The organism is Alloalcanivorax xenomutans (assembly GCF_900217905.1).
Taxonomy (GTDB): domain Bacteria; phylum Pseudomonadota; class Gammaproteobacteria; order Pseudomonadales; family Alcanivoracaceae; genus Alloalcanivorax; species Alloalcanivorax xenomutans.
Genome location: NZ_OBMO01000018.1, coordinates 45,384 through 63,666, shown reverse-complemented (window position 1 = coordinate 63,666; position 18,283 = coordinate 45,384). Strand labels below are relative to the sequence as shown.

Below are 18,283 nucleotides of genomic sequence, written 5' to 3'. Positions count from 1 at the left end.
TAGGCAGCATCCTGGCTGTCCTTGTTGTGTCCGTGAGCCCGCCGGCCCACGCGCAGCGCGCCGGCCAGGACCAGGTGGTGCAGAATGCCGATGGCAAGACATGGACCGTCAATATTCGCAATGCGGATATACAGGCGTTTATCAGCCAGGTGGCGGAGATGACCGGCAAGAATTTCGTGGTCGACCCGCGGGTCCGGGCCCGGGATGTGACGGTGATATCCAATCAGCCGCTGACGTCCGCCGAGGTCTATGAGCTGTTCCTGTCGGTGTTGCAGGTGCACGGTTACGCCGCGGTGCCTTCCGGCGATGTGGTCAAGATCGTCACCAACACCACCGCCAAGCAAAGCAACTTGCCGATGACCGAGGCCAACGAAGCTGGCGGTGAGGAGCTGGTGACCCAGGTGATCGCGGTACAGAACTCTCCGGTGGAGGAGTTGGTACCGGTACTGCGTCCCCTGGTGCCCCAGTACGGCCACCTGGCGGCGGTGGGCTCCGCCAACGCCCTGATTATCAGTGACCACGCGGACAACATTCAGCGCATGCGCGCCATCATTCACCACCTCGATAATACTGAAAGCGAGGAGGTGGAAATTGTGCAACTGCGGCATGCTTTCGCCGGCAACATGGTGTCGTTACTCGATCAACTGGTCAGCAGCACGCAGGCGGCCGGAGGCAATCGCCGCGCGCCGAGGGCGGAGTCCGCCACGGTGGTGGCCGATGAGCGCACCAACCGCCTGATCCTGAAAGGCGACCGGGCCACCCGGGCGCGTTTGCTGCCATTGATCTCACGGTTGGATACGCCGTCTTCCGCTTCCAGCCGGGTTCAGGTGATTCGCTTGAGCCACGGTGATGCCGAGGATATGGCCGAACTGCTGATGAACTTCGCCCAGGGGGCGGCGGCGGTGCGCAAGGGCGGGGAAGGTTCCGGCGCCGCGGGCGGTGCCAGCGGTGCCGCCGTGGCCGGAACCGGCGACAATAAAGTGTCGATCCAGGCGGATGCGTCACTCAACGCCCTGGTGATTCGCGCCGAGCCGGAAATGATGAACGAGTTGCAATCGGTGATCAGTCAACTGGATGTGCGCCGCACCCAGATTCTGATTGAGGCGGCGATTGTGGAGGTCACCGGTGACAAGGCTGACAGCCTGGGCTTTCAGTATCTGGCCGGCAGTAGCAGCGGTGGTTATGGTGGCGTCAATTTCTCCGGTCAGGGGCTCAGCGTGCAAGGGCTGATTCAGGCCATGCTCACCGACGATCCCACCAACCTGACGCTGGGCGACGGTATCGCCGCCGGTTTCGGTGAAACCGATGCGGATGGTAACCTGCGTTGGGGTGCTCTGGTTCAGGCCCTGGCCAGCACCACCAACACCAATCTGCTGTCCACGCCCAGCATTCTGACACTGGATAATCAGGAAGCCTCCATCATCGTGGGCGAGAACGTGCCGTTTATTACCGGGCAGTCCACTTCCTCCAGTTCCACCACCGCCAACCCGTTTACCACCATCCAGCGGGAAGACGTGGGGCTGACCCTGAAAGTCACCCCGCATCTGGCGGGTATGGATACCATCCGGCTGGAGCTGGATCAGGAAACTTCCGCGGTGAAGGATGATTCCTCCGCGTCCGATATCATCACCACCAAGCGCCAGTTGACCACCACGGTGCTGGCGGATGATGGCCAGACCATTGCCCTGGGCGGTTTGATCAGCGATGACGTGCAGAAGACGGTGCGCAAGGTGCCGTTACTGGGGGATATTCCGCTCCTGGGGGTGCTGTTCCGCTCCACCAGCGAGACCCACGTGAAACGCAATCTGATGGTCTTTATCAAACCGACCATCCTGGAAAGCAATGAACGTCTGGTGGATATGACGCGCGACAAGTACATGGGGATCACCGCCATGCAGTTCAGCGTCGATGAGAATGGCGAGTTGGTGCAGGAAGTGAAGAACCCGCTGCCCACCCGGGTTGACCGGCTGTTCAACGGCCGTACCAGCACTTCCGACGACTATCGCCGGGCCTATGAGCGTGAGCAACAGCGCAGCGCCGATGAGAGTGTGGTGCCGCCGGCCTCCGGACCGGTGATCAACGCTGAACAGGGCTCGGCGGCGCAGAAGAACCAGTCCGGCGACGAACAGTAAGACTCCTTCGGAAGCGGTTGGCCCACCAGCCGCTTCCTCTGCTTCCTTTCTGGGCTCTCGGTGATTCAGGCGAGAGAGGCGCGGGGGCTACTCCGATGAGGTGGCGTCCAGCGCCCTCAGGTTGTTGAGGACTCGCCGGGTTCGTTCCAGCTTCTTGTTGAGTTCCACGTTGTCGGGTGCCAGGGGCTTGAGCTCCTGCCAGATAGCGTATGCGGCCTGGTATTCACCACGGGCGTAGAGGGCATCTCCGGTGGCCATATCCTTGGTGTAGCGTTCACGGCAAAGTGTCTCCACCTCGTCGCGCAAAGCGGTGAGGTGGTTGTTGGGGGCGGATCGCAGGTATTCCCGTATCGCCAGCAGATCCTTCAGGGAGCCGCTCTCGCGGTAGGCCGCCATCAATGACTCGGAGCGTTCCCGCTGGCGCTGAGTTTGTTGCTGCTCGGCCCTTTGGCGGGCCCGGGCCAGTACCTGTTGCGCCTGACCCAGAGCCTCGGGCGCGGGTTGATCCGGTTGCAGCTGGTGCGCCAGATGTAAGGCCCGTTGCGCCCGCGACCAGTCGCCTTGCTCGGCGTAGGTGTTTCCCACCTCGGTGAGTCGCTCGGACAAATCGGCTTTCAAGGCCTGGCGGAGCTCAAGGGTTTGTCCCGCCTCCGGCAGGGTGTAGCCGGTGAGCGTGCTGTCCAGAGTGGCGCTGTCCAACAGCGCACGGGCCTGGGCCTGCCACCATTCGGAAAGACGTTGCCGCAGGCGCTGGGCTTCCTGCTGGTGCAGTGATTCACGCAAGGCCACCAATGGGCCGGGATGGATCAGATGCCCGCCGGTGGACTCCAGCAGCCCCTGGGCGTCACGCCATTGCTCCTGCCCGGCCAGACGCTGCGCTTCCGCCAGGGTTTGCTCACGGTATTCGCGGCTTGCCTTGATGATGTCTTCGCGCTGTTGGCTCAGTTCCGGCTGATCCGGGTCTTGCAGCAGGCGCGTATCCAGCATGGTCAGCGCTTCCCGGTAATGGTGCTCATGGAGCGCCTGTTGCAACGACTCCCGGGTAACCTCCGGTGGCGGCGGCGTGGTCTGGCAAGCGCTCAAGGCGATCAGTCCCGCCAGCAGAAGAAGAGTGGGGCGGCGAGCTGAATCAGGACGATGCACGGTGTCCGTCCGTGTTGAGGCGGGTCAGGAACTGGGCGATACGTTGCTCCATCAGAGTTTCGGACAAGGCGTGCACGCCATCGACCCGGTAAGTGCTGACCGGCTCCTGCCGGCCGCGAACGCGCATGGAGCCGTATTCCAGCGCCCGCACCCGGGGGGCGATGTTGGCGTCCTTGAACACGGCGGCGGCGGCGATGATTTCGCCGGCGGCGGCCATGTTGGAAAGCCGTGACGCCAGATTCACGGTATCGCCGACCACCGTATATTGCATGCGGTCACGGGAGCCCAGGTTCCCGGCCAGCATGGCGCCGGAATTGATTCCGATACGGAATTCCACGGTGGTCAGGCCGCGGGCCTGCCGATGTTCGTTGAGGCGCTGAATCAGGCGCTGGATCATCACCGCGCAGCAGAGGCCATGGAACAAGTGCTCGGGATCCTCTTCCGGCACCCCGAACACGATCATGGCGCAGTCACCCATGTACTTGTCGATGGTGCCGCGATAGGAATCCGCCGCCCAGGCGACGGCATCGAAGTAAACGTTGAGCATATGGGCCACCGCCTCCGGCGCCAGGCTTTCCGACAACCGGGTGAAGCCGACGATATCGGCGAACACCACCGTGGCGTTGACGTCGCGACCGCCGAGGGTGACCTGATCCAGGTCGGCCATCATGCTTTTCGCCACCGAAGGACTGACGAAACGCTGCAGTACCCTTTCCACCTGATCTTTCTCCAGCATGCTATGGGCCATGCTGTTGTAGGCTTCGATCAGCAGACCGATCTCGTCATTGCGGCGTTCACGAATACGGAACTGCAAGTCGCCACGCCGCATGGCGCTGGTGGCGGCCAGCAGATCACGGATTGGCTGGGACAGCCGGCGGCTGATCACGAAAGAGGCGATTATGGCGATCAGCCCCATGATCACGGTGGCGGTGATCATGGCCGTCCGGACCTCTTTCTGGGCCAGAGCGATAGGTTGATCGGAGAGAGTGATCGCCACCGCGCCGACCTGGATATCGTTGACCATTACCGGGGAAATATAGGTGCTCATGGGCGAGCCGGCCATGGTCCAACGGCTGACGCCCGCTTCGCTCAAGGGACCGCGCCGGGCCGGCTGCACTCCCGCTTCATCGATCAGGCCGCCGTCCCGGTCAAACAGGGTGGCGCCGTAAATATTGTCACTGCGGACCAGATTATTGATGTGCACCTTGAGCAGGAAGCGGTCCTCGGCCAGTAAGGGTTCGCGGGCGGTATGTGCCAATTGGGAGGCGATGGCACCACCGAAACTGTCCGCCTGCTGACGCATGCGCTCAAGCTGGTTGTTCAGCAGCAGAGTGCCGAGAACGGCCATGCCCAAAAGAATCATGGCGGAGATCGACAGGCCCATCTTCCAGGCCACCGGGAAGTAGGCGGGCAGGTAAGGGCGCAACAGCCGGCGGAACCGGTGCTTTTTTTGTTGCGGTTGCTGTCTTGAAGGATCGTCCACGCTGCTGTTCCTAGAGCCGGTTTTGCGAGTGCCCGTCTTTGCCGAAGCTGGAGCGGCGGTGCCGCCGTGCCCTTGCCGGGGATGGCTGGTGGCCGGGCCCGGCGCCATCGACACCGGATTGGTATTCTCTACCGATATTCTACCTGAATAGCCGCTCCGCGGAGGAATGGATCAAGGTGTGGCCCGCCCGCAGCTTGCCAGGGTGTGGCTCCGGTGTCACATTGCCAGAATGACGCAGGTTAGGGAACCATGGAATGGGCCTCGTTTCCACCCAACCAGCATGACGGGTTTCGGTGCCGGATGCGTCGTGCGTCCGATAACCGGGTAGTTCCGGATTATTGTCCCGGCAAAAGCGGGTTCCAGGAAATCAAGATGGGATTTATACAAGAGCGGCGGGTGCCCGCCAACGGTCTGGATATGTTCATTGCCGAAGCCGGCGTCAAAGGCGCCCCTTTGGTGTTGTGTTTGCACGGCTTCCCGGAGTGCTGGGCGTCGTGGCGATATCAATTACCGGTACTGGCCCAGTCCGGATACCACGCCGTGGCGCCGGATTTGCGCGGGTACGGCGAAACCCGTGGAGCGGCGACGGTGGAGGACTGCCGCCTGTCCCGGCTGGCCGGGGATGTGGTGGCCCTGATTGATGCCCTCGGTGCCGAACGGGCGGTGCTGGTGGGGCATGATTGGGGATGCGCGCTGGCCTGGGAAGTGGCCAGGACCTACCCGGAGCGGGTGACAGCGGTAGTTGGGCTGTCGGTCCCCTACGGTGGCCCCTCGCCACGCGCGCCCACCGAGGCGATGCGGGAGCTGTTCGGGGATCATTTCTTTTATATGCTTTATTTTCAGCAAGCCGAAGCGCCGGAACGGGAGCTTGGTGAGGATGTTCGCTATAGCCTGCGGGCTCTGTTCCACAATCTTTCCGCCGAAGGCATGGCCAATTTCCAGGTGGCACCGGATGACAGCGGTGTGCTGGATTCCATGCGCGTGCCGGCACGGCCCTCGCGCTGGATGCGTGAGGAAGACCTGGATTATTACGTGGCCCGTTTCGAGAAGACCGGGTTTACCGGGGCGCTCAACTGGTATCGAGCCATGGATATCTCCTGGGAGGAAAGCCGCGCTGACGACAACTGGACGATTCAGGCGCCGGTGCTGTTTCTCGGTGGCATGCAAGACCCGGTATTGATGTTCAGTCAGAAGGCTCTGGCACGCATGCCGGACTATGTGCCGAATCTGAATACCGTGGTGCTGGACCAGTGCGGGCACTGGATCCAGATGGAGCAGGCGGCGGAAGTGAATCGGGAGATGCTGGCGTTTCTGGCTGAGGCGGCCCCGCCCGGAGAGGATCACCCCGAACCCTGATCTGTATCAAGGGCAGCCGGGCGTGGATCGGCGACTATTCTCTCCGGGGCGCAAGCCCCGCTGCGTATGCTTCCGGTATATCCGGTTTTTCAAGGCCCCACGGCGGGGCCTTTTTTATGCCCGCCGTCCATGGCGGCCACCTCCATCGTGCAGAACGCACCCGCTACCAGTGAATCCCCTTAAACAACCGGGAGAAGGCCGCCTGCTCGCGGCTGATCCGTTTGGGCGTGCGCTCACGCCGCCCCATCGCGGCGGCGGAGTCGGAGAACAGCTTGTAGCCGGTGTTCATGATCGTTTCCGTGGCCCGGGGGGTAATGAAATGCATCACCTGACCGAGGACGCCAAGACTGGTGGCGATCCGCTTGGGCTGGCGCACGATGGCGTCGCAGATCATGTCCGCCGCCTGGCTGGGGCTGATGGTGGGTACGTGATTGTACAGCTTGGTGGGTGCGATCATCGGCGTGCGCACCAGCGGCATGTTGATGGTGGTGAAACGGATGCCCTGGTGAGCCAGCTCGCTGGCGGCACAGCGGGTGAACGAATCCAGCGCCGCCTTGGATGCCACATAGGCGGAGAAGCGCGGTGCGTTGGTCAGAACGCCGATGCTGGAAATATTGATGACGTGTCCGCTGCCCTGTTCCAGCATGCTCGGTAACAGGCGCATGATCAGCCGCAATGAGCCGAAGTAGTTCAATTGCATGGTGCGTTCGAAATCGTGGAAACGATAGACCGAGTTGACCACCGAGCGGCGGATGGAATGGCCAGCGTTGTTCACCAGGATGTCGACGCGTCCGTAATCCGCCAGAACCTCCTTCACCAGATCATCCACGGATTCCATCTTCGAGACGTCGCAACGGTAGGCCCGGGCGATGCCTCCCACCTGCTTGATCTCGTGCAGGGTCTCTTCCAGTTTCTCCGGAGTGCGGGCCACCACCAGCACGGTGGCTCCAGCGCGGGCCAGCTTCAGGGCCGAGGCCTTGCCGATCCCGGAAGTGGCCCCGGTGATCAGCACGACCTTGTCCTCCACCTTGTCAGGCAAGGACGGTAGCGGCTGCAATTCGTCCTTGCGCTGATCCCGCTCCGGGTCCAGGTGATTTTCCCAGAAATCCCACAATTGCTGGATGTAGCTTTCCAGATCCGGCACTTCAATGCCGCTGCCTTCCAGAGCAGCCCTGGCCCGTTGGTTGTCGTACTGAGTCGGGAATGCCAGGAACTGAACAATGGTGGGCGGGATGTCCAGACTTTCCAGCAGCTGGTTGATCAGTGCTTTCGGGGTCAGCGCGTTGACGCCTTTTTTGACGAAACCAGGGACCGCATTGAAGACGCGGTTATCCAGGCGCACCGGCATACGTGGCGCCTGGGCGGCGCCGGCGATGATATCCATCACCTCGCTGAAGTTATAGCTGCGCTCGGCGGTCAGGTGAAAACACTGGCCGTTCCCCTCCGGCAGATGGGCGATGTGATCCAGGGCACTGGCGACGAAGTCCACCGGCACGATATTGAAATGGCCGCTTTCCACGCCCACCAGCGGGAACCAGTTGGGCAGATAATCCTTGAGCTTCTGGATCAGTTTGAAGAAGTAGTACGGGCCGTCGATTTTGTCCATTTCCCCAGTCTGGGAATGGCCCACTACCAGAGACGGCCGGTAAATGCGCCAGGGGATCCGGCTCTCCTGGCGTACCAGGGCTTCCGATTCGTGCTTGGTCAGCAGGTAGGGATTGTCCAGGCCGGAGGCCTCTTCGAACATGTCCTCGGTGAAGGTGCCGGGATAGAGTCCGCCGGCGGCCACCGAGGAAACATGATGGAAACAGCCGGCCTGCAGCTGTTCCGCCAGTTTCAGGGTTTGGCGGGTGCCTTCGATATTGGTGTAACGCTGGGTGTTCTCGTCGGCATTGAGATCGTAGATCGCCGCGAGATGGAAGAAGTGGTCGATCTGGCCGGCCAGGTCATCCAGGTCCCGCTTGCTCAGACCCAGGCTTTTTCTCGTCAGATCGCCGGTAATCGGTACCAGGCGCTGCTCTTCGACGCCCAGCCGCCTCCGCAGAGCCTCCAGCTTGTATTCGGAGCCTGGGCGAACCAGGGCGAAGACCCGGCTGTCTTCCCGTTTCAGAAGCCGGGCAACCAGAAAGCGGCCGATGAAACCGGTGGCCCCGGTGACGAAATAGTTCATGGCGGTCAATCCCTCGTTAGCACGCACGGTGTGTTGTAGAGCCTGTTTATGATCTTGCCGGGCACCTGATCGATGATGCGCCCCTTGTCCGGGCGATGCCAGCATGGGCCGGTCTCGCCATTACAACTAACAAGTGTTAGTTATTTTGTGATCGTTATGTCCGGATGTCAACAGCCTTCCACGGTTGTTGCAAGAAGCCTGCCTTTTATGGCTATATAGGGATAAGCAATAACTAACAGTTGTTTGTTGAAAATGACGGAAACCCTGCGACAAAAGCAGAAAAAGGAAACCCGCGAACGGATTCTGGGCGCGGCCCGGCAACTGATGGCCGGAGGGCGGGGCCTGGACAGCCTGGGATTGCGCGAGGTAGCCCGTGAAGCCGGCCTCGCCGCCACGTCTCTGTACAACCATTTTCCCGATATGGAAGCGTTGGGGCTGGCCTTGATTGACGAAGCCTGCTTTCGGTTGCGTGTCGCCATGTCGGAAGGGCGTCGCAGCATGATCGAGATCGGGCCGCGCCAGGCGATCCAGGAACTGGTGGGCCGCTTTGGCCGCTTCATTCTGTCCAATGAAGGCGAGTTTCGTCTGTTGCTGCAGCAGAGGCTGGGGCGCAGCCGGCGCTACCGGGCGCGTATTCACGGTGAGCTGCAACTGCTGGTGGATGAGCTGGCCGAGGACATTCGTTCCGTGGTGGCGGCCCAGGGGCGCCCGGCGGTGCCCGCCGAGCGTGAAGCGGAAGCGGCGGTATCGCTCATGTTCGGGCTTGGCGTGGCCATGCTCGATGTCTCCCCGGCGCGGCGTGAGGAGTTGGCGGCCAATGCGGTGGAGCAACTGGCGATCCTGGCTCTGGGAGGGCGCCGCTGGGCTCAGGGCGAGCGCCTCTAGGCGTCTTCCGGCGGCTTCGTTACGGCAGCGAAATCGGCCGTCGGAGGCGCCATCAGCGGGCTGCCGCGATTTGTGCTACAATGCCGTCCTTTCCCAATCTATCCCCTGGAGCACAATGGTAATCGTCAAAGGGCTCATTCCGGTGCGGGATGATCTGCGGGATGACGCCTTGGCCCTGATTCAGACTCTGGCCCGCGAAGCGCGCCTCGAGGAGGGCTGCGTTTCATACGAAGTCTACGTACAGGCTGACTCCCCCCGGGTCATCATGTTATGGCAGCAGTGGCGCGATCTGGACGCCCTTGAACGCCATTTCGATTCCGATCATTTGGATGATTTTCTCGATCGTATCCCCGACATGATCGACGGTGAAGTGCATTCATTGCGTTTCGACGTCACTGGAGAGGACGAAGAGGAAATCGACGACGTCCCGCCACGCCTCGACATGGTATTGGGAGACGATACCGTCCTGCATTGACGCCGTATGTCGGTTTCGGCCATGGCGGCGTCCATTCCTTCCTGAGACCCTGTCGGTGAATCCCCTACACTGGGGAACCGGACGTGGATAACCGAGAACAAACGCTCATGAAGACCCGTATCGATTCCGTGGATGACGTGATCGCCAGTTTTGCCCGCCAGGGCTACATATGCGATCAACGCACCGCGCTGGCGGTCTACCTGGCCGCTCAACTGCAAAAGCCGATTCTGGTGGAAGGCCCGCCGGGGGTGGGCAAAACCGAGCTGGCTAAATCCGCTGCCGCCTTTCTGGAAGCGCCACTGATCCGCCTGCAATGTTACGAGGGGCTGGATGAGAGCCGCGCCCTGTACGAGTGGAAATACGGTAAGCAGTTGCTCTATACGCAATTGCTGCGCGACAAGCTCAGTTCCCTGCTGTCCGATACGGAGAACCTGGAACAGGGCATGGCGCGTCTCGGCGACCTGGGTGACGCTTTCTACAGCGATACTTTTCTGGAGCCTCGTCCCCTGTTGCGGGCGCTGCGCGCGGAGGAGCCGGTGGTGCTGTTGATCGACGAGATCGACAAAGCGGATCAGGAATTCGAGGCTTTCCTGCTGGAACTGCTCTCTGATTTTCAGATTTCCATCCCGGAACTGGGTACGGTACGTGCCCGCCATCGTCCCCTGGTGTTTCTCACCAGTAACGACCAGCGTGAGCTGTCCGACGCTCTCAAGCGTCGCTGTCTGCATCTCTATATCCCCTATCCGGAACCGGATCTGGAACGGCGGATTGTCGCCGAGCGGGTGCCGGAGCTTGGTGATCGGTTGCGCGAGCAACTGGTGAGTTTCATTCAGCATCTGCGTGAGCAGGACATGAAGAAACTGCCCGCCATCTCCGAAACCCTGGACTGGGCCCGGGCTCTGGTGCTGTTGCACGCCGACAGTCTCGAGCCGGAGCTGGTTGAGCAGACGCTGACCCTGATCCTCAAGAACGAACAGGACGTGACGTTGGCGCGTGGCCTGTTACCGCATTGGTTCAGCAAGCAGCGCGCGGGCTGAGGTCGAGCCATGGCTGATCGTCGTTTGCATGAGTTCGTGCGTGCCTTGCGTGGGGCACAGATTCGTATTTCTCCGGTGGAAGCGGAAGAAGCGCTGCGGGCCGCGGCTCTGATCGGCTACCACCCGCGCGAACAGTTCCGGGAAACGCTGGCGCAGACCTTGGTCAAGGCCCAGGTGGACCGGGCCCGCTTCGATCAGTGCTTCGATGATTTTTTTCACTTCGAGTCCATTGCGGCGGATGGCGATGAAGACGCCGAGGTGGGGGCTTTGCCCGACACCACCGATATGGACACCGGAGATCTGTCGGAAACCACCGCCAATCTGCTTGCCCAGTCGCCGGAGCAACTGACTCAGAGTCTCGCCGAGGCCGCCGCCCAGCAGGACTTCACCGCTATGCAGGTCATTACCCAACAGGGACTGTTCGCCCGGCAGTTGGTGATGAACATGGGGATGGGGGCGGTGGACGACGATATTCTGCGTTTGGCGGCATCGCCGCGCCGCCGGGATCAGAACCGGGCGGAGCAGTTGCGGGATTGGCGCCAGCAGGTGCGGGAGCGGGCCAGCCAGTATGTGCGGCGGCAGTTCGAGTTGCACGGCCGGGCCCATGGCCGTGCGCTCAGGGAACACACCATGCGGGCGGCGCCGTTCCGTGAACTCCGTGAGTACCACCAGATTCAGGATCTGGTGCGACGCATGGCGCGCCGCCTTGCCGCTTTGCATCAACGCCGGCAAAAACGCGCCAAACGCGGCGCCATGGACGCCCGCCGTACCTTGGTCTCCAGCCTGCGCTATAACGCCGTACCGGTGCAGTTGCACTGGCGTGAACGGCGCAAGCTGAAGAGCAAAGTGTATGTGATTTGCGATGTCTCCGGGTCGGTGCGTGAGGCGGCCCGGTTTTTGTTGCAGTTCCTCTATGCCATGAACGATGTTCTGCCCCAGGTGCGCAGCTTTGCTTTTGCCGCCCGCTTCGATGAGGTCACCGATGACTTCCGTCAGTACCATCCCGAGGTGGCGGTGGGGCGTATTCTCGACCGGGTTTCCGGCAGCGGCACCGATTATGGCTACATGTTCGAGTCCTTCCAGGAGGCCTGTGGCCGGGAGATCGACCGGCGCAGCACAGTGATCATTCTGGGGGATGCACGCAACAATGACTTGCCCGCGGGTGAGGAGCATCTGGCGGAAATCTCGCGCCGTGCCCGCCAGGTCTTCTGGTTGAACCCGGAGCATCCGTCACGCTGGAACAGCGGTGACGCCATCATGGCCAAATACGAACCCTACTGTCGGGCCGCCCGCCGCTGCTCCAGCCTGAACGATCTCAGCCGTTTCGTGGATTATCTTTTGCGGGCGCTGAACAACGCACAGTAGTTGAAGTGAAATTTTAAAATGCGAACTGCTTCGCTCGCTTTTAACGCCATTTAACCCCTCTCCCGAACTCCCCCGGATAGCATAAGTCACACCGTTGTAACCCGAGTGGTTCGACTCGCAAGTAAGGAGTGATTTATGTTGACCCGGAAATTCGCGACAGCAGTGGCCGTTACTTTCTCGCTCACCGCAGGTGGGGCCTACGCGGCCGGTCCCTTTATCGGCGGCAACTACACTCAAATGCAATACGATAATGAGGAGTACGACAGCGATACGCTGAAAATTGACTCCGCCGTTTTCCGTGCTGGGTATGAATTCAACGATTATCTGGGAATGGAAATCCGCGGTGGCATGGGATTCGATGAGGACTCCCGGGGTATCGTCGATTTTGAAATGGACAATATGTATGGCGCTTATGTGAAATTATCAGCGCCTCTGGCGGAATCGGTACATCCTTACATCATCGGCGGCTATACCAAAATGAAAGGGACGGTGAAGGCCGAGGGGACCTTGGCGGGCGTCAATTATCAGGTGGATGACAGTCGCCGTTTCGAGGATCAATCCTATGGCGCGGGCATTGATGTGAATCTTACCGATACTCTGGGAATGAATCTGGAATACATGCGTTACTTCGACAAGGACGAAGAGGAAATTTCCGGCGTTAGCGTTGGTTTGCGGTCGGCGTTCTAAAGTATCGGAGCGCGGTGGGGTAAGAGCCTGTTTAAGGCATTACCCCACTTTCGACATCGCCATGCTGGATTGAAGGCGTGGCAAGAACGCTGAATGAACTCCCAGAGCTTTCATGGTCCAGTAGTGCCCGCTCACCACTCTCTCCACCAGTAATGTCCGGGACGAAGGCTGAAATGTCAGCAGCGCCGACAGTGGCGTCTTGCGTACCGTTTCCACGATATCCAGATGAACCCGGGCGTCTGCGAAATTGACCGGCTCGGGAGAAAATCCACTCAGTATCAAAGGCACCCAGCGATCGTAGAATCCCGGTGGCGGATGGCTGTCGGGCCGCCGCGCGCCCAGTTCAATCAAGCCGGCATCGAGGTGTTCCCAGTCGCCCCTGGTGGCGGCGTTGATGACCTTGCCAAACAACTCGATATCTTCTTCGCTCAGTTGCTTCACCGCGCCGAAATCGTACATCACAATACTGCCGTCCCGGCGGAAAGCGAAATTGCCGGGATGGGGATCGCAGTGCACCGTTCCTAGTTGGAAAATCTCCGCCGCCAGGGCGTCAAACAAGCGCTCACCCAACAGATTGCGTAGCGGCTGGTCGAAGCCATTCTCGTCGTTGACCTGGTGTAGAGGGACGCCGTCTTCGCGGCTCAGGGTGAGTACCGCCTCAGCGGACAGAGAAGCGTGGACCCGGGGGATCACCAGCCAGGGCTGGTCACGGTGAAACTCGCGCAGGTGATTCAGATTGCGCGCTTCCTGATGGTAATCCAGTTCTTCGTTGAGTCGCGATCGGATCTCCTGAAATACCGAGTCCAATGCGGCTTCATTCACCTTGAGCAGGCTGCCGAGTCTGAGGATGCGTTTCAGATGGCGCATATCCGAATCGATCGAGCTGCGCACCGCTGGATACTGCACCTTGACCACCACCGATTCTCCATCCCGGGTAACCGCGTCATGGACCTGGCCGATGGATGCGGCCGCGAACGGTGTTTCGGAAAACTCCCTGAAATGGTCGCCGAGTTTACCGCCCAGATGGGTTTCCAATTGCCGTCGGATAACGTGGAATGGCATTGGCGCGGAAGCGTTCTGCAGTACCGCCAGCTGTTCACTGATTTCCTTGGGCAGAATGTCCTGCATCTGCGAGGCGATTTGCCCCACTTTCATCACCGCGCCTTTCATCTCTCCCAGCGTGGCCGCGACCTCCCGGCCAATATGGCGCATCAGGGCCTCGCGGTTGGTCTCTCGCAGAGCGTCATCCTGAAACCAGCTCTTGACCTGATGGGTGGCCACGCGAGTGGCGATGGAGGTGGTCATGCCCGTCAGTTTAAGCAGGCGTCCGCCGCCGGCAAGCGGATTGCGGATTCGTTTGGCCACGGTGCCCTCCATGCGATCACTACGGTGTTGGAGTTCCTATGGTGCTCTAATCCGGCGAGGAAGGCGATGGGGTTAACACGATGGCTTGCCAGCGAATGCTTTGCGAAAAAAAGGGGCCGATAACGGCCCCAGGTAAGGAGAGAAGTGACAGAAAATTGGAATCAGGCGCGCTCTTTCTCGCCGGCGCTGATCAGCTCATCCAGCAGCTTCTGACCTTGTTCGCGCACGGTGGAAACGGCGCCCACACCGGCCAATACGAACTCGTTGCTGCTTTCCGCTTTCTCACCGCGTTGCTCCTTGCCGGCGGCAACCAGGTTTTCGTAAAGCTCCTGGCGTTTTCGCGGTGCCTCGTCGATCAGTTGACGGGCGCTCAGGAGCAAGCCACGGCTGGCCAGAGCCAGTTTTGATTTGCCGTCGGCCTCGTCGCCGTAGGCTTGAGCACCGGTGGACAGATAGTGTCCGTAGAGCTCCTCGGATTTCTCATTGGCCTTGCTGTAGGCACCCAGGCCGGCCAGATAGAGAGTGTTGGCCAGGCTTTTGGCACGGTTGACCAGGTTGGCCCGTTCTTCACGCAGTTCTTTCAGCTCGCCCATGGATCGCCTCTCGTCAGCGGGTCTTTTGGGGGGCGACAAACGCCTTGGCGTTGTCGGAGAAAAAGGTTTGGCGAGAACGATTCGCCAAAGTATGGGGTTAGATTACGGGGTAGCGCGGCATGGCAAGGTTTTGATTGTCAGACAATAAAACAGCGCTTGTTGCCCGGCCTTGTGATGCATATCAACCTGCCCCCGCCAAGTCGCCCGTGGCAGAGATTCCAGACCGTCCGTACACTGCCTGAAGAATAAAATGGCGAGATGGATTCCATGAGTGAAGCGTTTATTGCCAAGGTGCCGGAGCGCATCTGGGCGGGGGGAAGGCCGGCTCGGGCCCGGCAATGGGAAGCGGAATTCAACGTGGCCTCCTGGGTGCGGGTGACCGGAGCCCGGGGCCGGGTGGAACTGCGCGTGTGTTGCCTGGACGAAAAGGGTGAGCAGGCGGTGGTGGTCGACTGCGCCGAGGTCCAGGGAGAAGGCAGTGCGTTGTTGTCCGGGGTGGTCAAGCTCCGGCTCAGTGACAGCGTGGAGCAGATCCAGGTGACCCTGGGCCTGTCCGATCCGTCCATGCGCTATGTGGTGGAAGAGCTGTACATGCAGCGCCGGGGCATGGCATTGGATCCCCAGGACAAGCTGATTTCCAACTACTAAGCCGTGCCGCCCGCGGTACGACGGGGTTTGGTGCTGGCCGGTCGCGGCTGGGGCCGGGGCGTCTTGCGGTCTTGTTCCAGCAATGACTCCGGCCAGCAGTGGAAGTCCAGACCGGTGACCCGGTTCAGGTTTTCCAGGGCGGTTTCGGGGTCGCGCTCTTCGAGGCGTATGACCTTGCTCATGATGTTTCACCTGATCGTGGTCTCCATTGGATAGCGAGAACCGTGCCAGCCTCTTCTCCCTGATTATTTCTTTTTAAATCAGGGGGATATGTTTTTTATCCCCGAAGCCCGATGATCCGGCGCCGCGCCCTGCGGCAGGATGTGACGGTTTTTGCCAGCCACCACGGCGCTGGTGGATAGCGGCCTGGCGATCAGGAATCCAGAAAAAAATCCGGTAACAGCTGATCATCGCTCAGCGACGGGTCTACCTTGTAACGGTCCAGGTCCACGCCTTCCGCCGCCAGGACCTCGTCATCAATAAAGAAGTTGCCGCTGCACTGGTTCGCCGGCTGGATCAGGATGGCATGGGCGGCGTCGGCCATGATGCCCGGCTGGCGTGAGGCCTGCACCGACTGCTCGCCGCCAAGGAGATTACGGACCGCGGAGGTGTTGATGGCGGTACGTGGCCACAGCGCGTTGACGCCCACCCGGTTGCGGTACTCATCCGCCAGGCCCAGCACGCACATGCTCATGCCGTACTTGGCCATGGTGTAGGCCAGGTGGCGACCGAACCAGGCCGGGTTCAGATTCAGCGGCGGTGACAACATCAGAATGTGAGGGTTCTCCGCCTGGCGCAGCAGTGGCAGGCACAGCCGGCTGGCGAGGAAGGTGCCGCGGGCGTTGACCTGATGCATCAGGTCATAGGACTTCATGCTGGTGCTTTCGGTGGAAGTGAGCGAAATGGCGCTGGCGTTGTTGATCAGAATGTCCAGGCCGCCAAAGGTCTCCTCCGCCTGCTGTACCGCGTCCGCCACATCTTCCTCATGGCGAATGTCCCCCACGCACACCAGGGTCTTGCCGCCGGCCTCCTGCATTTCCTCGGCGGCGGTATAAAGCGTGCCGGGCAGCTTGGGGTGGGGCTCGGCGGTTTTCGAAAACAGCACGATGTTGGCACCGTCGCGGGCTGCGCGCAGGCCTATGGCCTTGCCAATGCCACGGCTGGCGCCGGTGATGAACAGGGTTTTGCCGCTCAGTGTCGACATGATGTTCTCCTTTATGCGTGCCAGGGGAGGTTTACAGAGTACGCCTGCTGCTGGAGAGGTGGAAAGAGGGGGCGGCACGGTTGACCGCAGGTGCCCGTCCGGCGGGCTTCAGGGGCAATGCCGGCCGGGGAGAGGGCTGGGTATGGTGTGCAGGTCTGTCATTTCAGGCCAATGCAAGAGATCAAGACGGGAACGGCAAGATGACAATTCTAAAAATGAATCCCGAGGAATACGCGGTGTCCGCGGAGTACCTGATTCCCTTCATGGAAGTGATGAAGAAACGCGGGTTCAGCGAAGAGCAATTGCTGGATGGAACCGGTGTTCGCCAGGGATGCTGGCGTGAGGCGAAATCACGGGTGTCGGCGACGCTGTTGCGGCGGGTGGCCCGGCGTGCCGTGATGCTCACCAACGAGCCCTGGCTCGGCTGGGAACTGGGAGCGGCGACGCCGCTGTCTTCCCACGGTTTTCTCGGCTACGCGGCGATGAGCAGCGAAACCCTGGGGGACGCCATTGAACTGGCGGTGAAATTCTTCCGTATCCGCAGCACCCTGATTCAACTGGAGTCCTTCGTCGAAGGCGACTGGGCGGTGCTGCAGGTCAATGAAATGCTGTCTCTCGGTGATCTGGCGCCGTTGCTTACGGAGAGCCTGTTCTCCAGCTTCCATTTCATGGGGATGCAAATGCTGCCGGAAGTGGAGCTGTTCGGTGAGCTGCGCTTTTCCTATCCGGAGCCGGATTACTTTCAGCGGCTGCGGCCGCTGATTCCGGTGCCGGTGTATTTCGATTGTGCCTACAGCCAAATGCGCTTTCCCGCGGAGCGTTTGCAATACCGGTTGCGCTTCGCGGATCCGCGCCTGTCGCGTCTGGCGGAAGTGCAGTGCGAGCAGGAACTGGCCCATATAAAGGCACCGCCGCCGTTATTGGGGCAGGTGCGCAGAATTATTCTGGCGCGCTCGGGCCGGTTTCCCGGCGTCGAGGAAGTGGCCAGTGAGTTGCACATGTCCTCCCGCACGCTCAAGCGCAAGCTGCAGCAATTGGGGACCAGCTACCAGAAGCTGCTGGATGATCTGCGCAAGGGGTTGGCGGTGGAATACCTGTCACAAAGCCGCCGTTCGGTGGACGATATCGCCGCCGCGCTGGGCTATTCCGATGCTTCCAATTTCGCCCGTGCGTTCCGCCGCTGGACCGGCAAGAGCCCGTCGGACTATCGCGGCTAGGGTGTCAGGGCCGTGGGGTGTGGCCGGTAAACGGCCGCGCTCAATGAAGGATCAATGAGCTGATGGCCCCGCCGAGAGCGCCCAGTAGCAGTGTCAGGGTCGCCAGGAAACCAAGCAGGAAACCAGTGCCACGATCCCGGGGCTGTTCCAGATAATGATTAAAGTAGAGCTGGCGGCCGATCAGGAACAGGCTACCCACCACCGCCGCCGCGCGCGGCTCCAGGTACCAGCCACATAACCATAACGCGGGCAGGAACAGCACCAGTTGTTCCACCGTGTTGGCATGGATCCGGTGACTGCGCTCAAACAGCTCGTGTCCGGCCACGGCCGGCGCACGGATCTGATATTTGACCCGGGCCCGCCCCACCAGAAAACTGAACAGGGCGCATTGCAGCAAGGCAAGCACCGTGACGATGGCCACCCATTCCATAACCGTCCCCCCAGACAGAAAAACATGTGTCGCCGCCCGTGGCGGCACAGCCTTGATAGGCTCTAATAATTTTGGCGTATCATGCTAGCCTGG

Annotated in this window: 17 protein-coding genes; 9 read left to right on the top strand and 8 right to left on the bottom strand. The window is 60.8% G+C overall.

Annotated elements, in window-relative coordinates; all coding sequences use genetic code 11:
* The first annotated feature begins 26 nt into the window (after window positions 1–26).
* The gene (gene gspD / locus CRO06_RS14750; protein WP_055099471.1) at window positions 27–2,132 is read left to right on the top strand and encodes a type II secretion system secretin GspD; all 2,106 of its coding nucleotides are present in this window, start codon (window positions 27–29) and stop codon (window positions 2,130–2,132) included.
* Between the two features lie 87 nt (window positions 2,133–2,219).
* Here the strand turns inward: gspD and CRO06_RS14745 are convergent, their stop codons facing one another.
* Both CRO06_RS14745 and CRO06_RS14740 read right to left on the bottom strand, forming a co-directional pair.
* Entirely contained in the window at window positions 2,220–3,275 is a 1,056-nt protein-coding gene (locus CRO06_RS14745) for a hypothetical protein (RefSeq protein ID WP_143247746.1), read from the bottom strand.
* Complete coding sequence (locus CRO06_RS14740) at window positions 3,262–4,758, bottom strand: adenylate/guanylate cyclase domain-containing protein (RefSeq protein WP_022995819.1); 1,497 nt, start codon at window positions 4,756–4,758, stop codon at window positions 3,262–3,264. The genes CRO06_RS14745 and CRO06_RS14740 overlap by 14 nt, the downstream gene beginning before the upstream one ends.
* 372 nt (window positions 4,759–5,130) lie before the next feature.
* On the opposite strand from CRO06_RS14740, the gene CRO06_RS14735 reads away from it, so the two are divergent.
* Window positions 5,131–6,114, top strand: coding sequence for an alpha/beta fold hydrolase (locus tag CRO06_RS14735; protein WP_097058771.1), 984 nt, complete (start codon window positions 5,131–5,133; stop codon window positions 6,112–6,114).
* 163 nt (window positions 6,115–6,277) lie between these two features.
* On the opposite strand, the gene CRO06_RS14730 is transcribed toward CRO06_RS14735, so the two are convergent.
* Window positions 6,278–8,284, bottom strand: coding sequence for an SDR family oxidoreductase (locus CRO06_RS14730; RefSeq protein WP_022995768.1), 2,007 nt, complete (start codon window positions 8,282–8,284; stop codon window positions 6,278–6,280).
* A 252-nt stretch (window positions 8,285–8,536) separates the two neighbouring features.
* Here CRO06_RS14730 and CRO06_RS14725 point away from each other — a divergent pair, with 252 nt between their 5' ends.
* From CRO06_RS14725 to CRO06_RS14705, 5 genes are all read left to right on the top strand, one after another.
* Window positions 8,537–9,169 (top strand): TetR family transcriptional regulator, encoded by a 633-nt coding sequence (locus tag CRO06_RS14725; RefSeq protein ID WP_026949544.1) that lies wholly within the window; start codon window positions 8,537–8,539, stop codon window positions 9,167–9,169.
* A 115-nt stretch (window positions 9,170–9,284) separates the two neighbouring features.
* Window positions 9,285–9,644 carry a putative quinol monooxygenase gene (locus CRO06_RS14720; protein ID WP_022995766.1) on the top strand — a complete coding sequence of 120 codons (360 nt, stop codon included), beginning with the start codon at window positions 9,285–9,287 and terminating at the stop codon, window positions 9,642–9,644.
* A gap of 107 nt (window positions 9,645–9,751) precedes the next feature.
* A complete protein-coding gene (locus CRO06_RS14715) occupies window positions 9,752–10,681 on the top strand; it encodes an AAA family ATPase (RefSeq protein ID WP_014996063.1) in 930 nt (309 codons plus the stop codon).
* 9 nt (window positions 10,682–10,690) lie between these two features.
* The gene (locus CRO06_RS14710; RefSeq protein WP_022995765.1) at window positions 10,691–12,046 is read left to right on the top strand and encodes a VWA domain-containing protein; all 1,356 of its coding nucleotides are present in this window, start codon (window positions 10,691–10,693) and stop codon (window positions 12,044–12,046) included.
* Window positions 12,047–12,181: 135 nt separating this feature from the next.
* A complete protein-coding gene (locus CRO06_RS14705) occupies window positions 12,182–12,733 on the top strand; it encodes a porin family protein (protein WP_022995764.1) in 552 nt (183 codons plus the stop codon).
* 39 nt (window positions 12,734–12,772) lie between these two features.
* Here the strand turns inward: CRO06_RS14705 and CRO06_RS14700 are convergent, their stop codons facing one another.
* On the bottom strand, window positions 12,773–14,098 hold the full coding sequence (locus tag CRO06_RS14700) for an ABC1 kinase family protein (protein ID WP_097058782.1): 1,326 nt from the start codon (window positions 14,096–14,098) through the stop codon (window positions 12,773–12,775).
* Between the two features lie 161 nt (window positions 14,099–14,259).
* Complete coding sequence (locus tag CRO06_RS14695) at window positions 14,260–14,691, bottom strand: hypothetical protein (RefSeq protein ID WP_022996686.1); 432 nt, start codon at window positions 14,689–14,691, stop codon at window positions 14,260–14,262.
* A gap of 267 nt (window positions 14,692–14,958) precedes the next feature.
* Between CRO06_RS14695 and CRO06_RS14690 the strand changes: the two genes are divergently transcribed.
* A complete protein-coding gene (locus tag CRO06_RS14690) occupies window positions 14,959–15,339 on the top strand; it encodes a hypothetical protein (protein WP_014996058.1) in 381 nt (126 codons plus the stop codon).
* Here CRO06_RS14690 and CRO06_RS14685 read toward each other — a convergent pair.
* Both CRO06_RS14685 and CRO06_RS14680 read right to left on the bottom strand, forming a co-directional pair.
* Entirely contained in the window at window positions 15,336–15,521 is a 186-nt protein-coding gene (locus tag CRO06_RS14685; protein WP_014996057.1) for a hypothetical protein, read from the bottom strand. The two genes, CRO06_RS14690 and CRO06_RS14685, sit on opposite strands and share 4 nt — an antisense overlap.
* A gap of 191 nt (window positions 15,522–15,712) precedes the next feature.
* Window positions 15,713–16,543, bottom strand: a complete 831-nt coding sequence (locus tag CRO06_RS14680; RefSeq protein ID WP_097058770.1) for an SDR family oxidoreductase — start codon at window positions 16,541–16,543, stop codon at window positions 15,713–15,715.
* A gap of 200 nt (window positions 16,544–16,743) precedes the next feature.
* On the opposite strand from CRO06_RS14680, the gene CRO06_RS14675 reads away from it, so the two are divergent.
* Window positions 16,744–17,760 carry an AraC family transcriptional regulator gene (locus CRO06_RS14675; protein ID WP_026949547.1) on the top strand — a complete coding sequence of 339 codons (1,017 nt, stop codon included), beginning with the start codon at window positions 16,744–16,746 and terminating at the stop codon, window positions 17,758–17,760.
* A 40-nt stretch (window positions 17,761–17,800) separates the two neighbouring features.
* Here CRO06_RS14675 and CRO06_RS14670 read toward each other — a convergent pair whose 3' ends face one another.
* Window positions 17,801–18,190: an MAPEG family protein gene (locus CRO06_RS14670; RefSeq protein ID WP_022996682.1), complete on the bottom strand. Its 390-nt coding sequence runs from the start codon at window positions 18,188–18,190 to the stop codon at window positions 17,801–17,803.
* Window positions 18,191–18,283 lie beyond the last annotated feature (93 nt).